This is a genomic window from Streptomyces sp. NPDC001492 (genome assembly GCF_053597275.1).
In genome coordinates, this window is sequence record NZ_JBSFHW010000066.1 from 15,029 (window position 1) to 34,705 (window position 19,677).

At 71.3% G+C, this 19,677-nt stretch carries 23 protein-coding genes; 18 read left to right on the top strand and 5 right to left on the bottom strand.

Going from position 1 to position 19,677, the window contains the following annotated elements; translation table 11 throughout:
* Positions 1-73: 73 nt before the first annotated feature.
* From ACWC1K_RS46055 to ACWC1K_RS46065, 3 genes are all read left to right on the top strand, one after another.
* Complete coding sequence (locus ACWC1K_RS46055) at positions 74-820, top strand: hypothetical protein (RefSeq protein ID WP_450839676.1); 747 nt, start codon at positions 74-76, stop codon at positions 818-820.
* Positions 813-1,352, top strand: a complete 540-nt coding sequence (locus ACWC1K_RS46060) for a hypothetical protein (protein ID WP_450839678.1) — start codon at positions 813-815, stop codon at positions 1,350-1,352. Before ACWC1K_RS46055 ends, ACWC1K_RS46060 begins: the two co-directional genes overlap by 8 nt.
* A gap of 423 nt (positions 1,353-1,775) precedes the next feature.
* On the top strand, positions 1,776-3,845 hold the full coding sequence (locus ACWC1K_RS46065; protein WP_450839679.1) for a hypothetical protein: 2,070 nt from the start codon (positions 1,776-1,778) through the stop codon (positions 3,843-3,845).
* 79 nt (positions 3,846-3,924) lie between these two features.
* Here the strand turns inward: ACWC1K_RS46065 and ACWC1K_RS46070 are convergent, their stop codons facing one another.
* Positions 3,925-4,284, bottom strand: coding sequence for a DUF397 domain-containing protein (locus ACWC1K_RS46070; RefSeq protein WP_450839680.1), 360 nt, complete (start codon positions 4,282-4,284; stop codon positions 3,925-3,927).
* Positions 4,281-5,096, bottom strand: coding sequence for a helix-turn-helix domain-containing protein (locus ACWC1K_RS46075; protein WP_450839682.1), 816 nt, complete (start codon positions 5,094-5,096; stop codon positions 4,281-4,283). Before ACWC1K_RS46075 ends, ACWC1K_RS46070 begins: the two co-directional genes overlap by 4 nt.
* Positions 5,097-5,396: 300 nt before the next feature.
* Here ACWC1K_RS46075 and ACWC1K_RS46080 point away from each other — a divergent pair, with 300 nt between their 5' ends.
* The 7 genes from ACWC1K_RS46080 (at position 5,397) to ACWC1K_RS46110 (ending at position 9,986) form a co-directional block, all read left to right on the top strand.
* Positions 5,397-5,600, top strand: coding sequence for a hypothetical protein (locus ACWC1K_RS46080; protein WP_450839684.1), 204 nt, complete (start codon positions 5,397-5,399; stop codon positions 5,598-5,600).
* Positions 5,601-5,602: 2 nt separating this feature from the next.
* On the top strand, positions 5,603-6,037 hold the full coding sequence (locus tag ACWC1K_RS46085; RefSeq protein ID WP_450839686.1) for an ATP-binding protein: 435 nt from the start codon (positions 5,603-5,605) through the stop codon (positions 6,035-6,037).
* Positions 6,037-6,204, top strand: a complete 168-nt coding sequence (locus tag ACWC1K_RS46090; protein ID WP_450839687.1) for a hypothetical protein — start codon at positions 6,037-6,039, stop codon at positions 6,202-6,204. The genes ACWC1K_RS46085 and ACWC1K_RS46090 overlap by 1 nt, the downstream gene beginning before the upstream one ends.
* Positions 6,205-6,290: 86 nt before the next feature.
* Positions 6,291-6,479: a hypothetical protein gene (locus ACWC1K_RS46095; protein WP_450839689.1), complete on the top strand. Its 189-nt coding sequence runs from the start codon at positions 6,291-6,293 to the stop codon at positions 6,477-6,479.
* 296 nt (positions 6,480-6,775) lie between these two features.
* Positions 6,776-7,960, top strand: coding sequence for a phosphotransferase (locus ACWC1K_RS46100; protein ID WP_450839691.1), 1,185 nt, complete (start codon positions 6,776-6,778; stop codon positions 7,958-7,960).
* Positions 7,957-8,868, top strand: coding sequence for a lactate/malate family dehydrogenase (locus ACWC1K_RS46105; protein WP_450839692.1), 912 nt, complete (start codon positions 7,957-7,959; stop codon positions 8,866-8,868). The genes ACWC1K_RS46100 and ACWC1K_RS46105 overlap by 4 nt, the downstream gene beginning before the upstream one ends.
* Positions 8,859-9,986 carry a hypothetical protein gene (locus ACWC1K_RS46110; protein ID WP_450839693.1) on the top strand — a complete coding sequence of 376 codons (1,128 nt, stop codon included), beginning with the start codon at positions 8,859-8,861 and terminating at the stop codon, positions 9,984-9,986. The genes ACWC1K_RS46105 and ACWC1K_RS46110 overlap by 10 nt, the downstream gene beginning before the upstream one ends.
* Positions 9,987-10,749: 763 nt before the next feature.
* On the opposite strand, the gene ACWC1K_RS46115 is transcribed toward ACWC1K_RS46110, so the two are convergent.
* From ACWC1K_RS46115 to ACWC1K_RS46125, 3 genes are all read right to left on the bottom strand, one after another.
* Positions 10,750-11,088, bottom strand: coding sequence for a hypothetical protein (locus ACWC1K_RS46115; protein WP_450839695.1), 339 nt, complete (start codon positions 11,086-11,088; stop codon positions 10,750-10,752).
* Positions 11,085-11,366, bottom strand: a complete 282-nt coding sequence (locus ACWC1K_RS46120; RefSeq protein WP_450839696.1) for a hypothetical protein — start codon at positions 11,364-11,366, stop codon at positions 11,085-11,087. Before ACWC1K_RS46120 ends, ACWC1K_RS46115 begins: the two co-directional genes overlap by 4 nt.
* A 126-nt stretch (positions 11,367-11,492) precedes the next feature.
* Positions 11,493-11,840 carry a hypothetical protein gene (locus ACWC1K_RS46125; protein WP_450839698.1) on the bottom strand — a complete coding sequence of 116 codons (348 nt, stop codon included), beginning with the start codon at positions 11,838-11,840 and terminating at the stop codon, positions 11,493-11,495.
* Between the two features lie 680 nt (positions 11,841-12,520).
* On the opposite strand from ACWC1K_RS46125, the gene ACWC1K_RS46130 reads away from it, so the two are divergent.
* The 8 genes from ACWC1K_RS46130 (at position 12,521) to ACWC1K_RS46165 (ending at position 19,361) form a co-directional block, all read left to right on the top strand.
* Complete coding sequence (locus tag ACWC1K_RS46130) at positions 12,521-13,000, top strand: hypothetical protein (protein WP_450839700.1); 480 nt, start codon at positions 12,521-12,523, stop codon at positions 12,998-13,000.
* A gap of 90 nt (positions 13,001-13,090) precedes the next feature.
* Positions 13,091-13,249, top strand: coding sequence for a hypothetical protein (locus ACWC1K_RS46135; protein WP_450839702.1), 159 nt, complete (start codon positions 13,091-13,093; stop codon positions 13,247-13,249).
* Between the two features lie 157 nt (positions 13,250-13,406).
* On the top strand, positions 13,407-14,243 hold the full coding sequence (locus tag ACWC1K_RS46140) for a hypothetical protein (RefSeq protein WP_450839704.1): 837 nt from the start codon (positions 13,407-13,409) through the stop codon (positions 14,241-14,243).
* Between the two features lie 269 nt (positions 14,244-14,512).
* Positions 14,513-15,148, top strand: a complete 636-nt coding sequence (locus ACWC1K_RS46145) for a helix-turn-helix domain-containing protein (RefSeq protein WP_450839705.1) — start codon at positions 14,513-14,515, stop codon at positions 15,146-15,148.
* 208 nt (positions 15,149-15,356) lie between these two features.
* Positions 15,357-15,578: a hypothetical protein gene (locus ACWC1K_RS46150; protein ID WP_450839706.1), complete on the top strand. Its 222-nt coding sequence runs from the start codon at positions 15,357-15,359 to the stop codon at positions 15,576-15,578.
* Between the two features lie 53 nt (positions 15,579-15,631).
* Positions 15,632-16,492 (top strand): hypothetical protein, encoded by an 861-nt coding sequence (locus ACWC1K_RS46155; RefSeq protein ID WP_450839708.1) that lies wholly within the window; start codon positions 15,632-15,634, stop codon positions 16,490-16,492.
* Between the two features lie 176 nt (positions 16,493-16,668).
* Positions 16,669-16,914: a hypothetical protein gene (locus ACWC1K_RS46160; RefSeq protein ID WP_450839710.1), complete on the top strand. Its 246-nt coding sequence runs from the start codon at positions 16,669-16,671 to the stop codon at positions 16,912-16,914.
* A 311-nt stretch (positions 16,915-17,225) separates the two neighbouring features.
* Positions 17,226-19,361, top strand: a complete 2,136-nt coding sequence (locus ACWC1K_RS46165; protein WP_450839712.1) for a hypothetical protein — start codon at positions 17,226-17,228, stop codon at positions 19,359-19,361.
* Positions 19,362-19,677: the final 316 nt, after the last annotated feature.

The window sequence follows — 19,677 nt, forward strand, 5'->3', positions numbered from 1 at the left end:
AAGTGCAACGGTAGCGCATGAATGCCCTGATAGTGCAGAGGAGCGGAGCACTTATGCCCGCATAATGGCGTGCATGTCTAAGAGTCTTGTGGAGTGGTCGACAGGGACCAACGGACAGCCCCCCGTCGTCGCCAGCGCCGCGTGGAAGGGGGGAGACGGCAAGTCCACGCTTGGCCGCGAACTCGCCTACCTGCTCGATGCGGTACTGGTCGACTTCGATTGGGATCGCGGCTGCAGCTCACGGTCCATGGGCTACAGGTATGAGCGCTACGTCCGGTACCCGCTCCAGGACGCTTTCCTGAAGGGCATCACTCCCAAGCCCATCAAGGGCCGCAGGATGGCGGACCTGGTGCCGTCCTACCCCGGGCTTGTCGACGAGCAGCCGGACCGTGACACCGTCACCGAGACCCTGCTGTCGTGGGCGCGCGAGTGGCAACGCCCGATTGTCGTCGACACTCACCCCGGTGGATGCGAGCTCACCTACGGAGCGGTGAACGGTGCCAACGTCGTGGTGGTGCCGGCCGTCCTGGTCAAGGAAAGCCTGAACGCCCTTGAAGGCATGGTGGACGAGCTCACCAACCATCCTCTGCTCATCACGCCCAACAAAGTGGCCGCGCCTCCAGCGTGGGCCCGCAAGCAGTTGCGGGACATCACGAGCAGCCATGGCGGTTTCCCGACCGGGCCGGTCATCCACGAGGAGACGTGGCTGAAGCATCGGAAAATCAACGTGGCCGTCTCCTCCGAGCCCGTACCGAAGCGTGCACTTCGATTCGTCGGCTCCATGGATGCCCTGGCAACCAAGGTGATCAACTATGTCTGACAGCCTGGACGACCTTGAGCGCGAGGCCCAAAGCCGCAAGGGACGTGGGCGAGGCCGGAACGCCGGCGCTTCGAGGAACCCGCGCAACACCCAGGACCCAGACGAGGCGACCCGCCGCCGCGAGGAACTCGAACGAGCCCGGTTGGCGAGGGAGCAGCGCCGCCAGCAGGAGGAAGAAGAGCGTCGTCGGCGCGAGGCAGAACAACCCCCCGGCGCGGGGGGCGGTGACGAGGGCGACCCCGTGCCGCCTTCACCACCGGAAGAGGTCCAGGGCGAGGAGTCCGGAAGCCGGGGCCGACGCAAGCGAGAAACACGGCCGAAGTCAATGCCGTTCTATCCCAACCCCGAGCACGACGCGTTCCTTTGGCGCGTCACTGAAGCGGCGAGCGCGCGCCAGAAGCGCATCCCGGCAACCGCCGTGCTGCGCCTGGCACTCAGCCGGCTTGAGCAGCAGATGACGCCGAGCGAGATTGTGCAGGCCTTGGGCAGTGCCGATCAGCCGGACGGCAGGATGGGGCGACCCCGCCTCTGACGCAGTGCAGGTCTGTGCAACTCGCGGCGGGTGCTGTGCAAGTCTCCCGGCAGCCGGTGCAAGGCGACTTGAGCGCGCATGGAGACATGCGCGCTTCTTTATTGCACTTGTGCATGCATAAGTGCAAAACTGTGTAAGCGTAGTTCAGTGCTGTGCAGGGGGTCGGGAAGGTGCGTGCACCTGTGAGTGCATGGGTGTGCGGCTACCATGGCGCCTTGTGCGACACGGTTTTGCCGGTGAAAGTGCACGCGCTTTTGATGGCACAACCATGTGCACTTATGCGTGCATAAATGTGAAACGGCTCCGGGTTCGCTTGGGAGGCAGGCCCGGAGCCGACGGCCGAGGAGAGGACTCCCCGATGCACTACCAGGGTACGGGCCGACTGGGCGCCCGCGGTACCAACACCCGAGAGGGTGATGCGTGATGCAACTCCCCGACATCCCCGCACTCTCGCAGCTCACCGAGCGAATCGGGCAGGCGCCGGCATGGGTGATGACCGCCGCGGCCGCCGCGGCGGCCGGCGTCCTGGTGGTCGCCGTCTACATCCGTTCCATCCGTCGCGTCAGCGACATCAAGGCCCTGGCCAACACCGCAGCCGGGGGCCGCAGCGATGCCGTCCGTACGACGGCGGCCGCAGCTGGCCCGCTGGCGTTCCTCGGCGCGTGCGGCATGCTCGTCAGCCTGTACGGCCTGTACGGGTTCGCCACGGTCAGCATGCAGCTGCCGGTCCCGTTCGCCATCCCCTTCATGGCCATCTGGGACATTGCCGAGGCCACTTGCTTCGTCTCGTTGTACCGGTCCGCCCAGGTCGAACCCCGGTGGACCAGGCCGATGCGCCGAACCCGCCGCACGGCGTGGGTCCTGGTCTGCGCGAGCGCCAGCATGAACGCCGCTCACGCCCCCGGCAACGCCATCGCCACGGCGGCATTCGCTGCCGTTCCGGTCGTGTCAGCGAAGCTGATTGAACACGAGCTGGACAAGCTCCTGTCGGCGAACGCCGACGAGGAAGAGGAAGACCTCAGCCCGGGATTCGTCAGGCTGTTCCAGGTCGGCTACGTGCACATGTGGGCCGAGATCTTTGCCCGGCTCCAGCTAGACGCGACCACCCGAGACGGCATCGTGCACCAGGAGGCCCGCATCCGGCGGGCAGCGCGGAAGGTCCACAACCTTGGGCGCGCACTGGACGCCGAGCAGAAGGCCAAGGCCGCCCCGGAGGGCGAAGGCCGCCGTGGCCAGCGCGAGCGTGAGCGCGCCCTGACGAAGGCCGGCGAGGCGGTCGAGGAAGCTCGACGCGACGCAGAATCGGCAATCGACGTCGCCCAGCTCGCAGGCGACACCCCCGCCCAGCTCACGCTTGCGCGTCACCTAACCCTCCGGGGACGAGTCGATGACCTGGCCCGCACCGACAAGAGCGACCCCATGGCCATGGTCGGGTTGCTCGAAGATCTCTCGATCGTGCCCAGCGCCGCGGCGATCGAGGAGGGCGCACGAGCTGCCCAGGCGAAGAAGGAGCGCCAGGAGGCCGAAGACGCGCGGGATGCCGCCCTGGCCAAGCGAGCTGAGGCCGAGGAGGCGGCCGAGGCCACCCGCCGCACCGTCGCCGCCGAACTCGCGCAGGCCAAGGACATGTTGCAGCAGGCCCAGGCCAAGGCCCAGGAGGCGGAGGACGTCGTACGAGCGGCCGAGGAGAGCCAGAGGACGGCGGAGGAGAGCAGGAAGCGAGCGGAGGACGAGCGGGCCCAGATCACCGAGGAGATCCGGGAGCTGCGGAGCCGTACGAATCAGCTCAGCACCGCCGTGACCGCCGAGGAGACCCGCGGCCGAGAACTCGCCGGGGAATCGGAGCGACTCCAGGCCGAGGCTGCCCAGCTGCAGGACCAGGTGACAAGGCAGCGGAAGGCCGCCGACGAAGCCCGCACCGCCGCCCAGGAGGCCATGACGATCAAACGGGCCGTGCTCGCCGAGGTCGAACAGGCCCGGGAACGTCTGCAGCAGCTCGCCGACGAGGCCAAGCGCGCGGAGAACACGTCGAGGCAGCTCGCCGAACGCCGCCGGAAGGAGGCAGACGAGCTCGAACGCCTCACCGCTGCACGGGAGGACGCTGAGGAAGCGACCCGTGCCGCAAGGGCTCAGGCGGCCCGCTCTCAGCAGGAGGCGGAGTCGGCCGAGGCCACCCGACGCGCGGCCCGGATCGCCCTTGAGGCCGCGCGGGACGAGCTCTTGGAGGCACTGACGAGCCCCGAGGACGCTACGGCTCCCCGCTGGACCAGCCCCGCGAAGGTGCGCGGATGGGAGCTGTACCTGCACACGGTGCACACCGAAGGGCGTGAGCCGACCGACGCGGAGCTTGCCGGCGACGACCGGGACCCGAGCACGGCCCGCAAGTGGCTGCCCGAGTTCCGCGCCGAGCTCGCGCGCATCACAGCCGCCGCACTGCCTGCACAGCAGGATGCACACGGCCGCACAGCTGACCGCGCTCCCGCGCTCGTGTAGTCATCCGTGTTGCACCGCGTTGCACACGACGAAGGGGCCGACCCGATCGGGTCGGCCCCTTCGTCGTGTTGAGGTGATGTCAGGCACGGGTGAGCTGGGGTTCCCGCTTCAGGACACCGTCGAGGAAGAACAGCCACTCCCGGTGTGTGTAGATGTGCGGTTCGCCGGCGGTTCCCTCGCGGTCGCTGAGCACCGCCGCTTCCGATGTGATGGACACCGTGATCCGGGATTCCTCAGCCGGCACGAGGCCGCGAAGGTGGTCCTGGAAGACCGCCCATTCCGCCGCGGAGTATAGGTGAGCGGGCTTGGCCATGTCCTTGCTGTCGCGCACCGCGACCTGGGCGTTGGCGAGGAAGGCGACCTCTACGCATCCTTGGGCGCTCTCGGAGAGAGAGGCCTTCCGCCACTGCGCGTTGGTGAGGTCAGGGACCGTGGTCATTTCATCTCCTTCAGCACGGTCTTCATCAACCGCACCGACTCGGTTTCATCGAGCGCCATGCCGCGCAGGCGGCCGTGGGACTGGTCGAACCGGCGGGTGTCCTTGGCCTTTTGGAGGTACAAGTTCCCGCCGGGGCTGTCCACGTAGACCACAGCGGGTTCCGTGGGGTCGGGGAAGTCGAGGATGGTGAAGGCGCCGTTGAGCGCCGAGTGGGCGCCCTTGCTGTACGGGAGTACCTGCAGGGTGACGTTCGGGAGCTCTTCGGCCTGCGCGATGAGGCGCTGCAACTGCTCGCGCTGGCAGTCGATCCCGCCGACCTGTCGCCACAGGCATGCCTCGTCGAGGACCGCGACGAGGTCCAAGGGCGAGTCGCGGCTGAGAACTTGCTGCCGCTGCATGTGGAACTTCAGGAGCGTCTCGATCTCGCCGGCCGGGGCCGATGGGCTTGAGCCGCGAAGGATCGCCCGAGCGTAGTCCTCGGTGCGCAGCAGACTGTGCACCGAGCCGAGGGCGTACACCCGCAGGGTGGCGGCCTCTGCCTCCAGGCCGACGTAGGTGTCGAGGTTCGGCGGCAGGTCGAAATTGGTCCACCACGATGCTTCCGGCGAGGCGCTGTGCATGGACAGCAGGAACTCGCGGGTCTCGGCCGGCGCCTCGTACGCGTCCAGCAGCCCCTTGAGCTCGATCAGCTGGACGTCCCGCCCGCCGTTCTCGATACGGCTGATCGTGGAGTCCGACCGCTGGATGCGGGCGCCCGCTTCTTCGATCGTCAGCCCGGAAGTTTCACGGAGCGCCCGAAGCTCACGCCCCATCTGACGACGCTTGACCACCGGTCCTTGCGGATTCGCCAACCCAGCACCTCCCCTCAGTCTCCGCCTGCGAACACGGCTCCATCCTGCCGCACCGCGGGGCTGCGGGGTAATCGGTCCGTCCACTGTGACCCTCCGCCCGTGAGAAACTTCAGAGAATCTTCCCGTTGAAGTTGCACAGAGAATCTTCTGAGGTCCATCCTAGGGTGACGGGCTCATTACGGCTGGTGATCTAGTCCAGCCGGTCGCGGCGCGTGAACGCGTCGAGTGCAGCGACTCGCCGAGCCGGAGGGGAATCCCCGGATGATGAACGAGACGGTTCAGCAGGCGGCAACACCGATCCCAGATGGTGAGAACGGCGCGGCCCAGACCAGCAGCGCGCCACCGGGTGCCCGCACGCAGCCGATAGACCCCCACACCCAGGCCTGCGCCGCCGGAAACGGCGACCCGCTGGAGTGGTCCGCCGAGACGTGGCGCACGTACCTCGACCTCGGGGGCGCGACGTGACGATGACTGCGCAACGACCGGCCGGGGCCGGACACCCCCGCTACGCCGAGAACCACCCCCGCACCGAGGGGACAGCCGCCCACGCGCGCCGCCTGGTCCGCGCCGCCTTCGCTTTATGGGAGCTTGACCACCTCACGGAGCGCGGTGAGCTGGTCATCACGGAACTCGTCGCGAACGCCGTCCGGCACACGTCGTGCCCCCTGGTCCGGCTGATCGTTTCGCGCCCCTCCCCGAACCGGGTCCGCCTCGCCGTCGTCGACCGGGCCCCCCGACAGCTGCCCCAGCTGCGGCAGGCCGGCGCCGACGACACCTCCGGCCGCGGTCTGCCCCTGGTCGACGCGTACTCCGACCGCTGGGGCTACGACCTCATGGGCGGCAAGCCGGGCGCCCCGTGGGGCAAGGCCGTGTGGTCCGAACTGGAGGTCACCGGCAAGTGATGCTCGACGACATCGACGCCGCGTTACGCGAGTTGGAGAACACCGGTCGACGCCTCCGCCGGCGCGGATGGTGGCACCGGGTCGGGTGGCGACAGGTCACCGCGCAGCTCGCTTGCGTCCTCGCGACCATCGCCTTCGTGACCGTGCTGCTCTGCTACGGCCGATGAACTCCGGTAGCCGGGCGGTGTGCGTGACGGTCCCGCCCGGCCACCGGTTCCAACTCCCCCCACCGATCAGGAAGAAGGGCTCTCCCATGGACTCGCATTGGGTTGCTGGTGACTGCTGGCTCGGGTGCGAACGCACCGGCCTGCTGGTGATCTGGCTCGGCCCGGTGCAGTGGGACGGCCAGCACGCCCCCTTCATGGCGTGCGCTGACTGCCTCGCACGCCTCAAGGCGCAGGCCCTCACGCACTTCATGCAGCGTCAGCCGGTCATCGCCTGATCTCTGTAGACCCCGGCGGCGGGGTGCCACCCCGTCCCCCGCCGCCGGACCACCCCGCCCCTATCCGGGGCGGAGCACAGCTCCCGCGCCTCACCCCCGAGAGGGGCGGGAGGACCCGCGCACAACGGCAAGGGCGCGCGGGTCCGGGGTCCTGGCGTTGGTCATCCGCCGGGACCCCACCAGGCCACCCGCCGGTTCAGGACGGCGGGCGGCCCCATCAAGTCCCGGCCGGGGCAGCCGCGTTGCTCCACCCGCCCCGGCCGGGCCCTGCTCTCGCTGATCGCCGAGGAGGCACCTTGAACAGCACCGCGTTACCGCAGCCCGCCGACCTGTACGCGCTCAGCACCGCCCGGATACACCGCGCCGCCGCCACCCTGTGGCCCCACGAGCCGCTGACCTGGGGCGATCACGTCCCCTCCGTCACCGGCTACGTGCACCGCGCCCGCATCGGCGGACGGGACCTGTTCGCCAAGGACTCCGTGCTTGGCCTGTCCCTCGTGTCCGTACTGCGCGGTGTGGCCGGGGACCGGGAGAAGGTCCGTGCGGCGCAGGCCGCCTACGCCACCTCGCCCGTGTCCCTGCTGGCCCGGGAGGCGGGACAGCTGCGCACCCTGGCCGCCGCCGGGGTGAAGGCCGCCCATTGCGCCGGCTTCGCGGGCGGGGTGCTGTTCACCGCGGCCGTCACCGGCCCGACCCTGGCCGACCTGATCGCCAAAGACCCCGCCCGGACGTACGACTTGCTCACCGCGGCCGTGAGGGGCCTGCAGGGGCTTCAACACCCGGACCTGGTCGCCCAGGTCGATGCCGCGCCGATCCCGGAGCGGAGCATTAACGCGACCTTCAACAGGAAGTTCAACGGCGTCTCCGGCCGCCTCTACATCGGCCGCCTCGGTACTGCCCGCCTCGACGAGCGTGCCCGTCAGGACGTGGTGGCCGTCGTCGGCGTGACCGTGGCCCGGCTGCTGAAACTCCGCCTGGCCCCGCCGACCGGCCCCAGCGTGATCGTCTACGGCGACCTGAAACCGGAACACGTGCTGTTCCCGGACGGGCCGGAGGAGCCGGTGTTCATCGATCCCGGCCTGGCCCGCGGGCCCGCCCACCACGACACCGCAAAGTTGGTCTCCCGCACGTTCCTCACGCTGATCTCCGCCCCGCCCGTGGACGCCCCGGCGGCCGCCGTGGTGGACGGGATCGCCGCGTTCGTCACCGCGCAGACCAGCGCTCTGCGCGGCCCCGTACGCAGCCTGTGGCTGCGGCGGCTGCTCGTGTCGTGGCTGATGGACACGGTCAACATCCTGACCACCTACCTTGCTGCGCCCGCTGCGCTGCCGCTGCCCGAGCACGCCCGGGCCGTCATCGACCAGACCCAGGGCGTGTGCACGCTCCTCGACGAGATCAGCGCCCAGCTGGCGGCTGGGACCGACCCGGAGGCCGCCTGGCGGCTCGCCCTGCGCGCCGTGACGAAAGCGGCGACGAGGTGACCGGCCGCACGGTGGGAGTCATCGGCGCCGGCGCCGTCGGCCAGACGGTCGCCGCCCTGCTGGCCGCCGAACCGTGGTGTACCCGGCTGCTGGTCGCCTCCCGCACGTCCGAGGCCGCGCACGGCCTGGTAACCGACCTGGAAGACGCCCGGCAACTCACGGGCGGCGCCCGCGCGTTCACGGCCGGCCGGGCCGACATGGGCGACGCGGACGCGCTGGTCGTCTGCCCTCGCGCCACGTTCACCAACACCGCGACGGCGGATGTGCGCATGGCCGGACTCGCCGCGAACGGCCCCGTCATCGCCGAGTGGGCCCGCGCCCTGACCGGCTACCCGGGCACGGTGGTGATGGTCACCAACCCGGTGGACATCTTCGCCCGCTACGTCGCCGACCTGTCCGGCGCCCGCCGGGTGTTCGGGATCGGCTCGGCGACGGACACCGCCCGCTACCGGCTCGCCCTCGCCCACCATCACCGCGTGCCGGTCGACTCCGTGGACGGATACGTGATCGGCGAACACGGCGACAGTGCGGTGATCTGCGCGTCGTCGACCACCATCAACGGACGGCCCGCCACGGTGCCGCTCGACGTCGTCACGGCCGAGCTCCGCGACCGGCCGCGCCGGATCACTACCGGCATCGGCCGCGTGCGCAACGGCCCGGCCGCCGCCGTGGTGTCCGCGCTGCGCAAGCTCCTGGCCGTGGAGGACGGCACCGATGTGCTGTCCGTCAACCGCGGCGGTGTGTGGCTCGGAATCCGGGTCCAGATCACCGCCGGTCAGCCCACCGTCACCCCCCTGAGTTTGAACGAGCGGGAAACCGCCCAGTTCATCGCCGCGCGCGCCAAGTTGGGCGCCGCCTACCGAAGCATCAGCCCCTACACACCGCAAGGAGCCCCCGCGTGTCCCTGACCGCAACCCGCATCCACGCCGACACCGCCACCGTCACGGTCGCCAGCCACACCGAGGCGGTCACCGCCTGGTCGGCCCGCTACTTCGGCCCCTGGTGGAATGCCACCTCCGACACCCCCGCATCCGGGCCCCTCACCGACGGCGGCGGCCTGGTCCTCGCCGACGTCGACCCCAGGCGCGTCGCCCACATCACCACCCTGGTCCGCGACTACGGCCACGCCGAGACCACCTACGCCAACGCCCACACCCTCGTGGCCCGCCACAACGGGATCACCTACGCCGTGCAGCCTGACGAGTGCCTCGGCTACCAGGCCGACGGCAGCCGCCTGGTCATCGTCGGCGACAGCACCGAACAGGTCGCCGTCGCCGCCGCCCGCCTCGCCCGCGAACTCGTCCGCGGCCAGCTCCTCGCCGACGGCTGGACCGTCCTGCACGCATCCGCCGCCACCCAGAACGGCGACGCCGTCCTGACCCTGGGCGACAAGGGCGCGGGCAAGACCACCACCGCCCTCCTCCTCGCCCTGGAAGGGTGGGGGCTGCTGGCCAACGACCGTGTGTTCGTCCGCGCCGAAGCCGACGGCCGGGTGCGGGTGCTGCCCTGGCCGTCGGCCGCCGCGCTCGGTCTCGGGCTGCTGGACGCGACCGGACTGTACGACCAGGTCCGCGAACGCGTCCTGGCCGGCGGACAGCTCCACCCCACCCAGCACCCCACTGTGACCCAGGCGCTCGTGGACGGCCGCCGCGATCCCCTGTGGAAGGACACCGGAAAGGAGTTGAAGCCTCAGTTCTTCCCCGACCAGCTCGCTTCGTGGCTCGGTCTCACCCTCAGCACCAGCGCCACCGCGGCCGGGCTGATCTTCCCCACCATGAGCCCCGACGCAGTCCCGGCCCTGGTCGACAGCGACCGGACGCTGACCGAACGGGATGTGTTCGACGAGGCGACCGAGGACCGTTACCCCGACGTCTTCGGTCTCCTCCCGGGCGCCGCAACGGCCAGCGCCGAGGCCCTGGTTGAGCAGCTCGGCCGGCTGCCCCGCCGGTCGCTCACCCTCAGCCACGACACGGACGCCAACGCCGCGCTCCTGGCCAAGACCGCCGCCGACATCACGGCTGGCTGACGCCGCCGCCACAGACCACCGCTGTCCGTGCCGTTGCTGAGCGTGAGGGGCACGGACAGCCTCCCGCCGGCGGTCTTCCCGCCGTCGGCAGCCGGCCCCCTCGTCTGACCGCGAGGGGGCCGGCCCATGTCCGGCACCTCCGGTCCGTCGGGTGCCGCCGCCCAGCTCGCCGAGGTCGAGACGGAGCCGCAGCCGCCAGTCCGGGCCCCGCACGAACTTGGTTACAGCAACGGCGACGAAGATCGGTCGGCGCCCCGCGGCTGCTTGGTCGTTGGGCACCGCATGGATCACCACGCAGGCCCCGGCCGCCACCGCAAACCGGAGGAAGACCCCCCGCGCTGTACGTGCTGCGGGATGACCCTCTGCGGTTACGCGCCGCCCGCACCGCCGCCGTCACCCGCACGACACCGACGGCCCCGGCCGGACGATCCCGTGCCGGCCGGAGTGGTGTCCCTGTGGGAGTGGCGCATCCGCCGGTCGATCCGAAACGACCTGCAGGAAGAGCCGCCGTGGTGACGCTTCTCGCGGATACCCGATAGGCGCCGGGTTGACCTGGGGTGATGTTGTGTCGGCGGCCGCCGCGTGCACGGGTGTGCCGCCAGAGCATGAGGTGGCGTGGTGACAGCCGGGGAGTGGCTGAGCGAGGCATACGCGCGCCTGCCCGTCCGGCAGCGGGCATCGTCGTGGCGTGCTTTCGTCGGCTGATGTCTCGACTGACGAGGTGGTGGGCCCCGGCGATTGTCGTCCGCACGTGCGGACGGTGCTACGCGCCCTTGGGCGGCCGGATCGTGGTCACTGTGATCACAGGCGGCTCCGTCGATGGGCTCACCATGTACGTGACCGCCAGCGCGCCGAGCAGGCCCGTACGGTCATCCTCCGCCCCGGCGGTGCGCGCCAGGGTGGGCCCGCCGTACGGATCGGCCGCCAGTTCCTCCAGGTCCTCCAGCAGGGTGCCCAGGGTCGTGCCGGCGAGCAGCGCGCGCAGGGCCTCGCGGGACAGGGCGCCGGGGGCGATGGCTGCCAGCCGCTCCGCGCCGTCCAGTTCGAGCAGGGCCTGACGGGCAGCGTCCGTGAAAACGACCCGATAGCGGCTCCCGCTCACAGGGTCCCGGCCAGCGCAAGGAACACGTCACCGATCTCGTGCACGGTCGCGGTCCCGGAGCGGACCGCGGCGGCCGCCGCATCCGCGCCGGGGTCGGTGGCCGTCTGCGCGACGGCCGCCCACTGTGCGACCACCGTGAACAGCTCCTCGGGGGCCGCGTCGTCCACGGCCTTCTGGAAGCGGTCGCGCAGCTCAGGCGGCAGCGCGCGGCGGATCGTGCCGACCGTACGCGGGCGGTCGATCGGCCCCGTGGGGTGGCCGAGGGGCTCAGCGGACATCCTGCAACCTCCGGAATCGGTGCCTCACCAGACTACGCGGGCGCACCCGGCAGCGTCAGGCCCTCCAGCGCGGGGCCGAACTGTCACCCCTCCCGCCCGCCGAGCTCATAACGTCACAGGAAGGCGTCACGCGGTGACGCCTTTTGAACGCGAACGCCTCTCCCGGTAGGCCCGTGTGCGGCACCGCGGCGAGCAGTACACCGCGTCGACCCGCTTGCGCAGCCAGGAGGGCGCCTCACCGACGTACCACCACCCCTTGCACACGGGACAGCGGACCTTGGGCCGGCGATAGGGGCGTCCCTCGCGCAGGGCGGCGATGAAGTCGGCGTTGCTGTCCCACCAGGCGTCACGCTCCCGCCGCTGTCGCCACGCCGTCGTGCGGCAGGCCGTCGAGCAGTACCGGCGTGACCGCCTGCTGTCCGCTGGCAGCGGGATGCCGCACTGGCTGCACCGCCGGACCGTCTTCCTGCCCACGTCTTCAGGATGCTCCCCGCCCCCGTTGCTTCCAAGGCCAGCTCTGGCGGATCCCTTGGCCCGGGGTCGGGTGCTCGAGGAACGCCGGCACCGCATCGCGTCGACTCACCGCCGTCGGACAGCCGGCGTGCCTCGTGCACCACTCCCGTTGACCGGCGGGCGGCATCTCGCCGGGGTTTACATGACGGGTGCTCGGCCGACCGCCGACATCGTCGTTGTGCGCGTACTCAACGGCCGGCGGGGAGGGGAGGGGTGCCCGGCTCGGCTGCGGCCGCCGTCCGCCGGGCCGGTCCGGGGCCGGTCGCCGTACTGCCCCCCGTCACGCACGCGCGCGCGTCAGCAGACCGCACCGCACGCGAGTGGCTGAGGGGGAGCACCTGCTGCCGCGCAGTGGTGACGACCGGTGTGGTCACTCCGTGTCGGCCCGCCCATCGCCGGGGCCGGGCAGCGTGTCGACACGGCAGGCGCCCGCACGGGCGGGACGCCGCCGCCGACCGCGGCACCGTTCGCCTGTACACGCGAACACGGGCAGAAAATTCCCTGAAAAACGCCTCTGACCTGCGGAAACGAAGAGCCTTGCATCTTGCGTTGATGTCATGAGGTGCTGTAAAGTTGTTCTTGTTCGGGAGGGGCGGCACCCACCGGATAACCCCATCACCCCCCGCATGAAGGAGGCCCCCATGCCCAGCATGTTCCCCCGCTACGCCCCCACCCGCACGCACATCCGGTTCGCCCAGGTCGGCGATTTCGACGCCGAGACCCGGACCATGGCCGAGGTGTCCCTGGTCTTGGTCGCTATGACGATCGCCGAGACCGACGAATGGGAGTGGATCACCGACACCCTCGTCCCCACGGGCCGTGAAGTCCGCGGGACGAACGTCTACCTCGACGGCAGCGGCGAACTCCTCGGAGTCCTGCTGACCGTGGGCAGTGGATGGCACGTCGAGCACCACGACACGCTGATGGCTGGCGACTTCGTCACCGTCCCGTTCCCCGGCCCCCGCGGCACCGCCCGCACCGAGCAGATGGCCCTGCAGCAGCTCTACAACGCCCGCCTGTCCGCCCGCCGCCAGGCCTGCGCCGCAGACGAGCACCGCCGCCAGCAGCGCCGAGCCGCCCAGGAGGCCGAGACCGCGGCCACGTACTGCCCCGCGGCGTAACAGCGACCAGCACCGCCGGACGGGGCGGGGCGGCACCCGCCCCGTCCGGAGACCCCATCAGCACCCCACCTCCCGAAGGGAACCACCGTCATGAGCGCTGCCGATGAGAAGGCGACCGTGGAGCGGTGCGCCGAGGACTACGCCCGCCGCGCCCACATCGACCTGAACCCGGCCCGCCTCGCGGCCGCGAACCCGGGACAGCACCAGCCGGCCGACATCACCCGCCAGCAGGGCGAGAACGGCGGCTGACCCCGGGCGCCGCGAGTGATGAACACTGTGCGACCAGCGCTTTTGCGGGCAGCTGACTTGCCCGATGTCGCGACATGCTGTAAAGTTGTTCCTGTTGGGAGGGGGCGGCACCCCGACCGACACCCCATCAACTCCGCACGTCGAAAGGGCACTTCCGATGACGAAGACCAGCGCACAGGCCGCTTGCCAGGCCGAGATCACCAAGCTCGCTGAAGGCCTTTGGACGCCGGGTGTCACCCACCTGTCGTTCAGCCTCCCCGTCCGCGGTTACCTCGGTATTCACGGCGTACGGGCCGCCGGTCGCGGCTGGATGGGTGTTCCCGCCGTCCCGTTCGCGCCGGTCGACGGCAGCCGCCTGCGGCTCGCCGAGGTGCTCGCCGAGCTCACCACCGTGCACCCCGAGTGCGACGCCCTGGCCGTCGAGGAGAACGGCCGCGCCCGCCTCGCCCTCTATCCGGTCCCCGGCCAGCGCGAGGACGCCCGCCAGGCCGCCTACACCACCGGCGCGATCCTGGAGGACGCCGGAGCTCAGCGCGCCCGCACCGGCGGCCGCCTGGTCGCCGAGTTCCTGCGCCTGCAGGCCGAGCAGCCCACCGCCGACGAGACCGAGCAGGTACGGCAGGGCAAGGCACTGGTCGCGCTGCACCAGCGCCTGACCAACGCCAGCGGCTACGGCGAGCTCAAGTACCAGATCGCCGGGGCCCTCACCGACGTGCTGCACCACGGCGACGGATGGGCCAAGGTCTCCGCGGTGCTCGACCGGGCGTACGGCCTGCACTGGACCTCCCTCAAGCCCGAGATGCGCGCCAAGCCCGCCGCGTACGGCACCGACACCCGAAGCCTCGACGCCCTCGCCGGTTGCGCCGCCGCACTGTTCGCGGCCGCCGCAGGCCACGAGATCGACGACACCGTCATCGGCGATCTGGCCGAGCGGGATTTCCTCGACGAGATCGAGGATGCGCGATACGAAGCCGTGCACGCCGCCCGCAGCTGAGCGACCGTAACCGGACCCCGGCCAGCCAGGCCGGGGCCACGCTTGTGGCGGATCCGCCACAAGCGGACGGTACGAGGAGGCCGGCCCCCGGGGCCGGAGACGTAAATGGGCCGACGGTTCATCCTCCCGAGTGAGGGAGAGTGACGGCATCCGTCGGCCCGACCCCATCAACACCCACCCGAAGGGCGAGCGCCGATGATGTACCGGAGTGTAGCGCGGCAGCCCTTACCGGCGGTCGCCGTCAGCAGCGACCAGGAGCGTGACCCCCGATGATCCCCCAGGGCCGTCCCGTGCGGACCGAGGCCGAGGTAGCCGAGGCACTCGGCATCCCTATGCACACCTGGCGCCGCAGCGTGCGCGACGAGTTCGAGCAGCGGGTGACCCGGGTCAACCCTGGCGAGGGCCGGGTGCGGCTGTACGACGCCGCCCAGGCCGACGCCTACACCAGCGGCAAGCCGCTCCCGGCCGGCCCCGACCTCGACGCCGAGCACCCCGACGACCTGTTGACGGACAAGGAGGCCGGCGCACTGCTCGACGTCACGGCGTCGACCGTCCGCAGCTACGTCATCGGCGGCTACCTGCCCGCCGGAGTCGAGCAGCACGGCCGCCGGTGGAGGCGGAGCGACATCGCCGCTCGGATCGAGCAGGGCGACCAGCGCGAGCGCCCCGAGGACACCGGCGCCGGACGGCCCGCCAGCACTCCGGAGCGCCCCAACCGGGGCCGCGCCGGAGGGACCCCAGACCCCCGTGTTGACGAGGTCGCCGCCGAGCTCGCCCGCACGGCCGACGAGGCCGGAACCCCGTCGCTGTCCGCGAGCCGGGTTGCCGAGCGCTACCAGGTCAGCCGGACCACCGGCGCCGCCATCCTGCGGGCAGCCCGCGCCCGCCTCGACGAGGCCCCGTAGAGCCCCGGCCCCCACCGCCGCAGACCATCAGGTCACCACGGGCCGTGGCCCAGGCGCCGGAGCACCACCAGGAACTGACACACCGTCACGATGCTGCGGACCGAGCCACTTGATCGCTGTCACGAAATGCTGTAAAGTTGTTCTTGTTCGGGAGGGGGCGGCACCCCGACCGGAACCCCATCAACTTCCCCACGCACGAAGGACCACCGTGATCTTCCTGTACCTGTTGGCCGGACTCCTGATCAGCGCGTCGTACAACGTCATGCCCACGGACGGCCTGGCGGACCTGCAGGCGGACCCGACCCGGCGCCCGTCCCGTGGCGAGCTCGCCGCCGCCGTCGCGGTGTGGGTCCTCGCCGTCGCGGTGTGGCCCCTGATCGTCGTCTACCGGGCCGCGGCCGCCATACGGGGCCGGTCCGACGGCGAGTAACGGCCCCCCCCGCCCCGCAAGTTAACGTGTACAGGCGAAAAGGAACGGAATCGATGACCTCTCAGGCCCCCGCCACCGCTGGCATTCCCGCCCAGACCCAGCCGGAGCAGTCAGCCGCACCGGCCCCCGGCGAGCACGGCAGCCGCACCATCAAGGCCCTGGAGGCCGCATGGGAGGCCATCCGCGCCGCTCACCCCGAGGTGCCCCACGTCGTCATGATCACTGGCCGGGGGCGAGGCACCCGGGGCATCAAGTGGGGTCACTTCGGCGGGGACGCCTGGACGATCCAGGGCGGACGCCGCAAGAAGGCGCCCGAACTGTTCGCCGGCGGCGAGCTGCTGGCGCTCGGCGGCCGCAGGACCATGCAGACGCTCCTCCACGAAGCCGCGCACGCCGTCGCCCACGTCCGGCGGATCGCCGAAACCAGCAGCGATGGCCGGTACCACAACAAGAAGTTCGTCACCATCGCGGAGGAACTCGGCCTCAAGGGCCCCGAGGAGTCGGCCCCTGTCACCGGATGGAACGCCGTCACCATCACCGAGGAGACCGCCCAGCGGTACACCGTGGCGATCGAAGCCCTGGACGCCGCCCAACTCCCCTACCTCCACGACCCTGTGGCGATCCTGCTCGGTGGCGGTGACCCCGCGACAGGCCAGGAGGCTGGCGGCGACGACGACCAGGGCGAGGACGAGGCCCCGCGCAAGAAGACGAAGCGCGGCCCCACCCGCTTCCTGATCATCTGCGGGTGCGTCGAGGAGGGCAAGGGCGGCGAGCTGCAGCCCGCCCGCCGGATCCAGATCAGCCGCAAGTCGTGGGCTGCAGGCGGCGAGGACGGGGGGCTGATGTGCGGAGTGTGCAACACACCGTTCGCCCCCGCCGAGCCCCTTGACCCCGACGAGGACGACGACGCGTAGCCCGGCACCGAGCGGGCCGCCAGGTGGCGGCCCGCTCATGACGTCACGTCAAGCCAACGCCGTACCCATCGAAAACACCCGATTCGGGCACCGGGCGCCCCATCTACCTCAAGAAACGCGCCGCGACACGCCAAATATCGTGAATCACGAACTCGTTTGGGTTTAGGATCACGATCATGGCAGGACGTAGAGGAGCACAGCAGCGCGGACGGTCGGACGTCATTGCGCCCGACAAGACCGTGTACCCGCGCCTCCCGCTGCCCCCGGAGGACCCGGAACGCCCGATGTATGAGGCCCTGTTGGTCCACATGCAGGTGTCCGGCGCCGAGGTCTTGCGCGCAGGCCTTCGGGCCCTGTACGCGCAGCGGCTCGGAGAGATGACCCCGCTCACAGAGCGGGCAGCCCTCCAGGAGGCCGGATGAATTAAGGGGGACAGCGGCCCCCGTCCGGACTTCCTACCCGTGACGTACCGCCCAGCCCCGCGCCCTTCGGGCCCTCAACCCCCTGGTTCCCAGTAATAACCAGGCTGGCCGAGCGACCCGATTCCTTCAGATGAGCAGTTAAGACGCCGTTCGCCGGTTTCCTAGGCCGACGGCCGGGCCTTCTGCGCCCTGAATAGCACCGAGGCGGAACCATCGTAGCAAGCCGCCGCGGTGGTGGCACCGGCATGCCTCCAAACGGTGTGTCCATTGGGCGACTTGTCGACCCCTCCACCGCGCCACATCGTGATGTTTTGTCCCTGTTTCTCCGGCGCCTGTCGCCGGGGAAGATCGTGCGTGCCGCCGTGCCCGACGGCGCCGGCGCGTGGAGCAACACCTACCCGGACACGCTGAAGCTCGCCGAGGCTGACGACGTCCGGCCGGTCGTCATGTATCTGACGTGCCGTCGCCGCCGTTGGGGCGGCGAGTACCGGTACGTGTATGTGCCGTTCGACCTCGACGTGTCACGTGGCGGCCGCGACCAGGTGGAGGCCGACGCGCGCGCCCTGGCCGGATTGCTCGCCGCGCACGGTATTGCGTGCGTGCCGGTGCGCTCCGGTCCGTCCGGCGGTATCCACTTGTGGACCGCGTGCCCGGCAGGCCTGGCGCCCGACGTCGCGTACGCCCTCGGGCAGCTCGCCGAGCGGCTGTATCCCACGGTCGACCCCTTCCCGCTGACCAACGCGGTGTCCGGCGTTCTGCGCCCGCCTGGTGCCGCGCACCGCAGCGGACACGGGCACGCCGAGCTGGACGGCATCGACGCCGCCACCGCGGTGGCGATCCTGCGCCAGGGCAGCCGCCCGGCCGCGTTCGAGCGCCTGGTGCGCACGCTGGAGAACCTCACCGGCGCCCCCGCCCTGCTCGGCGGCCGCGCCGCCGGAGCGGTGCGCCGAGCAGGGGGGAGCGGGCGGCACGTGCCGCCGTCGATCTCCCGGCGCGGCCCGGCCGTCCGCGACATCGACACCGACGAGGACGGACACGCATACCTGCGCCAGCCCTGGCGGCCGCTCGGCAGCCGCGCCCTTAAGGCCCTGAGCCGCCGCCCCGACGACGCCCCCGGCGCCCACCAGGCCGCCGTGCACACCGTCCTGGTCCGCTGCGCCCTGGCCGGCTGGCGGTACGCGCAGGTGCGCACACTGGTCGAGGACGCGGCCGGCGCCGCGGCGCTGGAGTGGCTGCGCTCCGGAGGCACGGGGGACGGCCGCAGCCCGCTGCCCGACACCGAGACGGACCGGCGCCTTGCCCGCCGCTGGTGGCTCGCGGTGCAGGAGGCCGCCCGCGTTCCGTTGCGCCACCGGGGCCGCCACCGCGACGGCGAGGAGCTCAGCGAGGGCGCGGCGGCCGCCGCCGATCTGCTGGCCCGGATCGACGCCGCCGGCCCCGCCCCCTGGCAGCGCCCCAGCGGCCCGGCGGACCTGGCCGTCCTGCGCTCCGCCGCGTACCTGATGGCGATCTCCGGATCGGCCGAGATCAGCGTCAACGTCCGGCGCCTGGCCGTCCTGTCCGGCCGCAGCAAGTCCACCGCCGCGCTCTCCCTCAACCGGCTGGAGGCGGACGGCTGGACCACGACCACCGAGCAGGCCACCCCCGGTGCCCGCCTGGCCCGCCGCATCAGGCCCGCGGCCGCGCACGTCTGCCCCGACGACCCTCACCACATCTGCGCCGTCCATGACATCAGTGCAGGTCAGAGAGATTCAGTGGGGTCGGACAGAAGTGTCAACGCCCGCCCCCCAGGGGGGCAGGGGGATCCGATCTTTCGCCTTCAGGCTCTGATCGCACATCAGCAGTCGGGGGTGTGGCACCAGTTGGGCCACCACGCGGGCCGCACCCTGGAAGCCCTCCAGGCAGGCGTCACAGCCCCCGACCTGACCCGGGCCACCGGCTACACCACCACGACGATCACCGGCCACCTGCAGGCCCTCAGCGCCGTTGGACTCCTCGACCCCCGCACCGCCCAGCCCACCGGCCGCACCCTGTACGAGGCCGCCGCCCAGCTGGGCCAGGCAGGCCGGCCCGCCGAGCTCGCCGTGAGCGCACGGGTCGACGAGGAGCGCCACCGCTGGTGGCTGGCCGAGTGGGAGTGGTGCGCGGCCCCGCGCGGATACAAGCCCCAGCAGGCCAGCCGCCCCGACGCCCGCCAGACCGTCGTGCCCGGCATGGACCCGTACGAGCGCCGCTACCCCCGCCACCCGCACCACCGCACCGGGCGCCCCGGCACCGGACGCGCCGACCACCGCACGGCCTGGGAGATCGAGGCCCAGCGCATCGGCGCCGCCGAGCTCCTGGCCGAGGCCTGCGAGCAGGAGCGCCGCGGCGAGGTCGTCGACCCCGCCCAGCTCGGCCGCGCCCACCGCGGAACCGGCCGCCAAAGCGAAGCGGCCGCCGCATGAACCCCGCGTCGGCCGGACATGCCCACGATCGGGTGAACAGAGCCGTGACCGGGCAGACGGCGCGGTAGAGTCGTCCATGCAGCATCCGGTACGGAATCCCACCGGCGAGTCACACAACGCCAGCAGGACCCCCGCACCGACCGGGACAGCCCCGCACAGGGAAGCCCCGGAAACCGCGGCCCCACCACCGGAGCCCGGCCCGCAGGACCGAAGCGCTTTCGCGTGTACACGCGAGGAACGCCCGTCGGCGTGAGGCACAGCCCGCCGCCGGAAACCGCGTCGGCCACCGGGCCCAACGGGCCCGACGAGGCCCGCC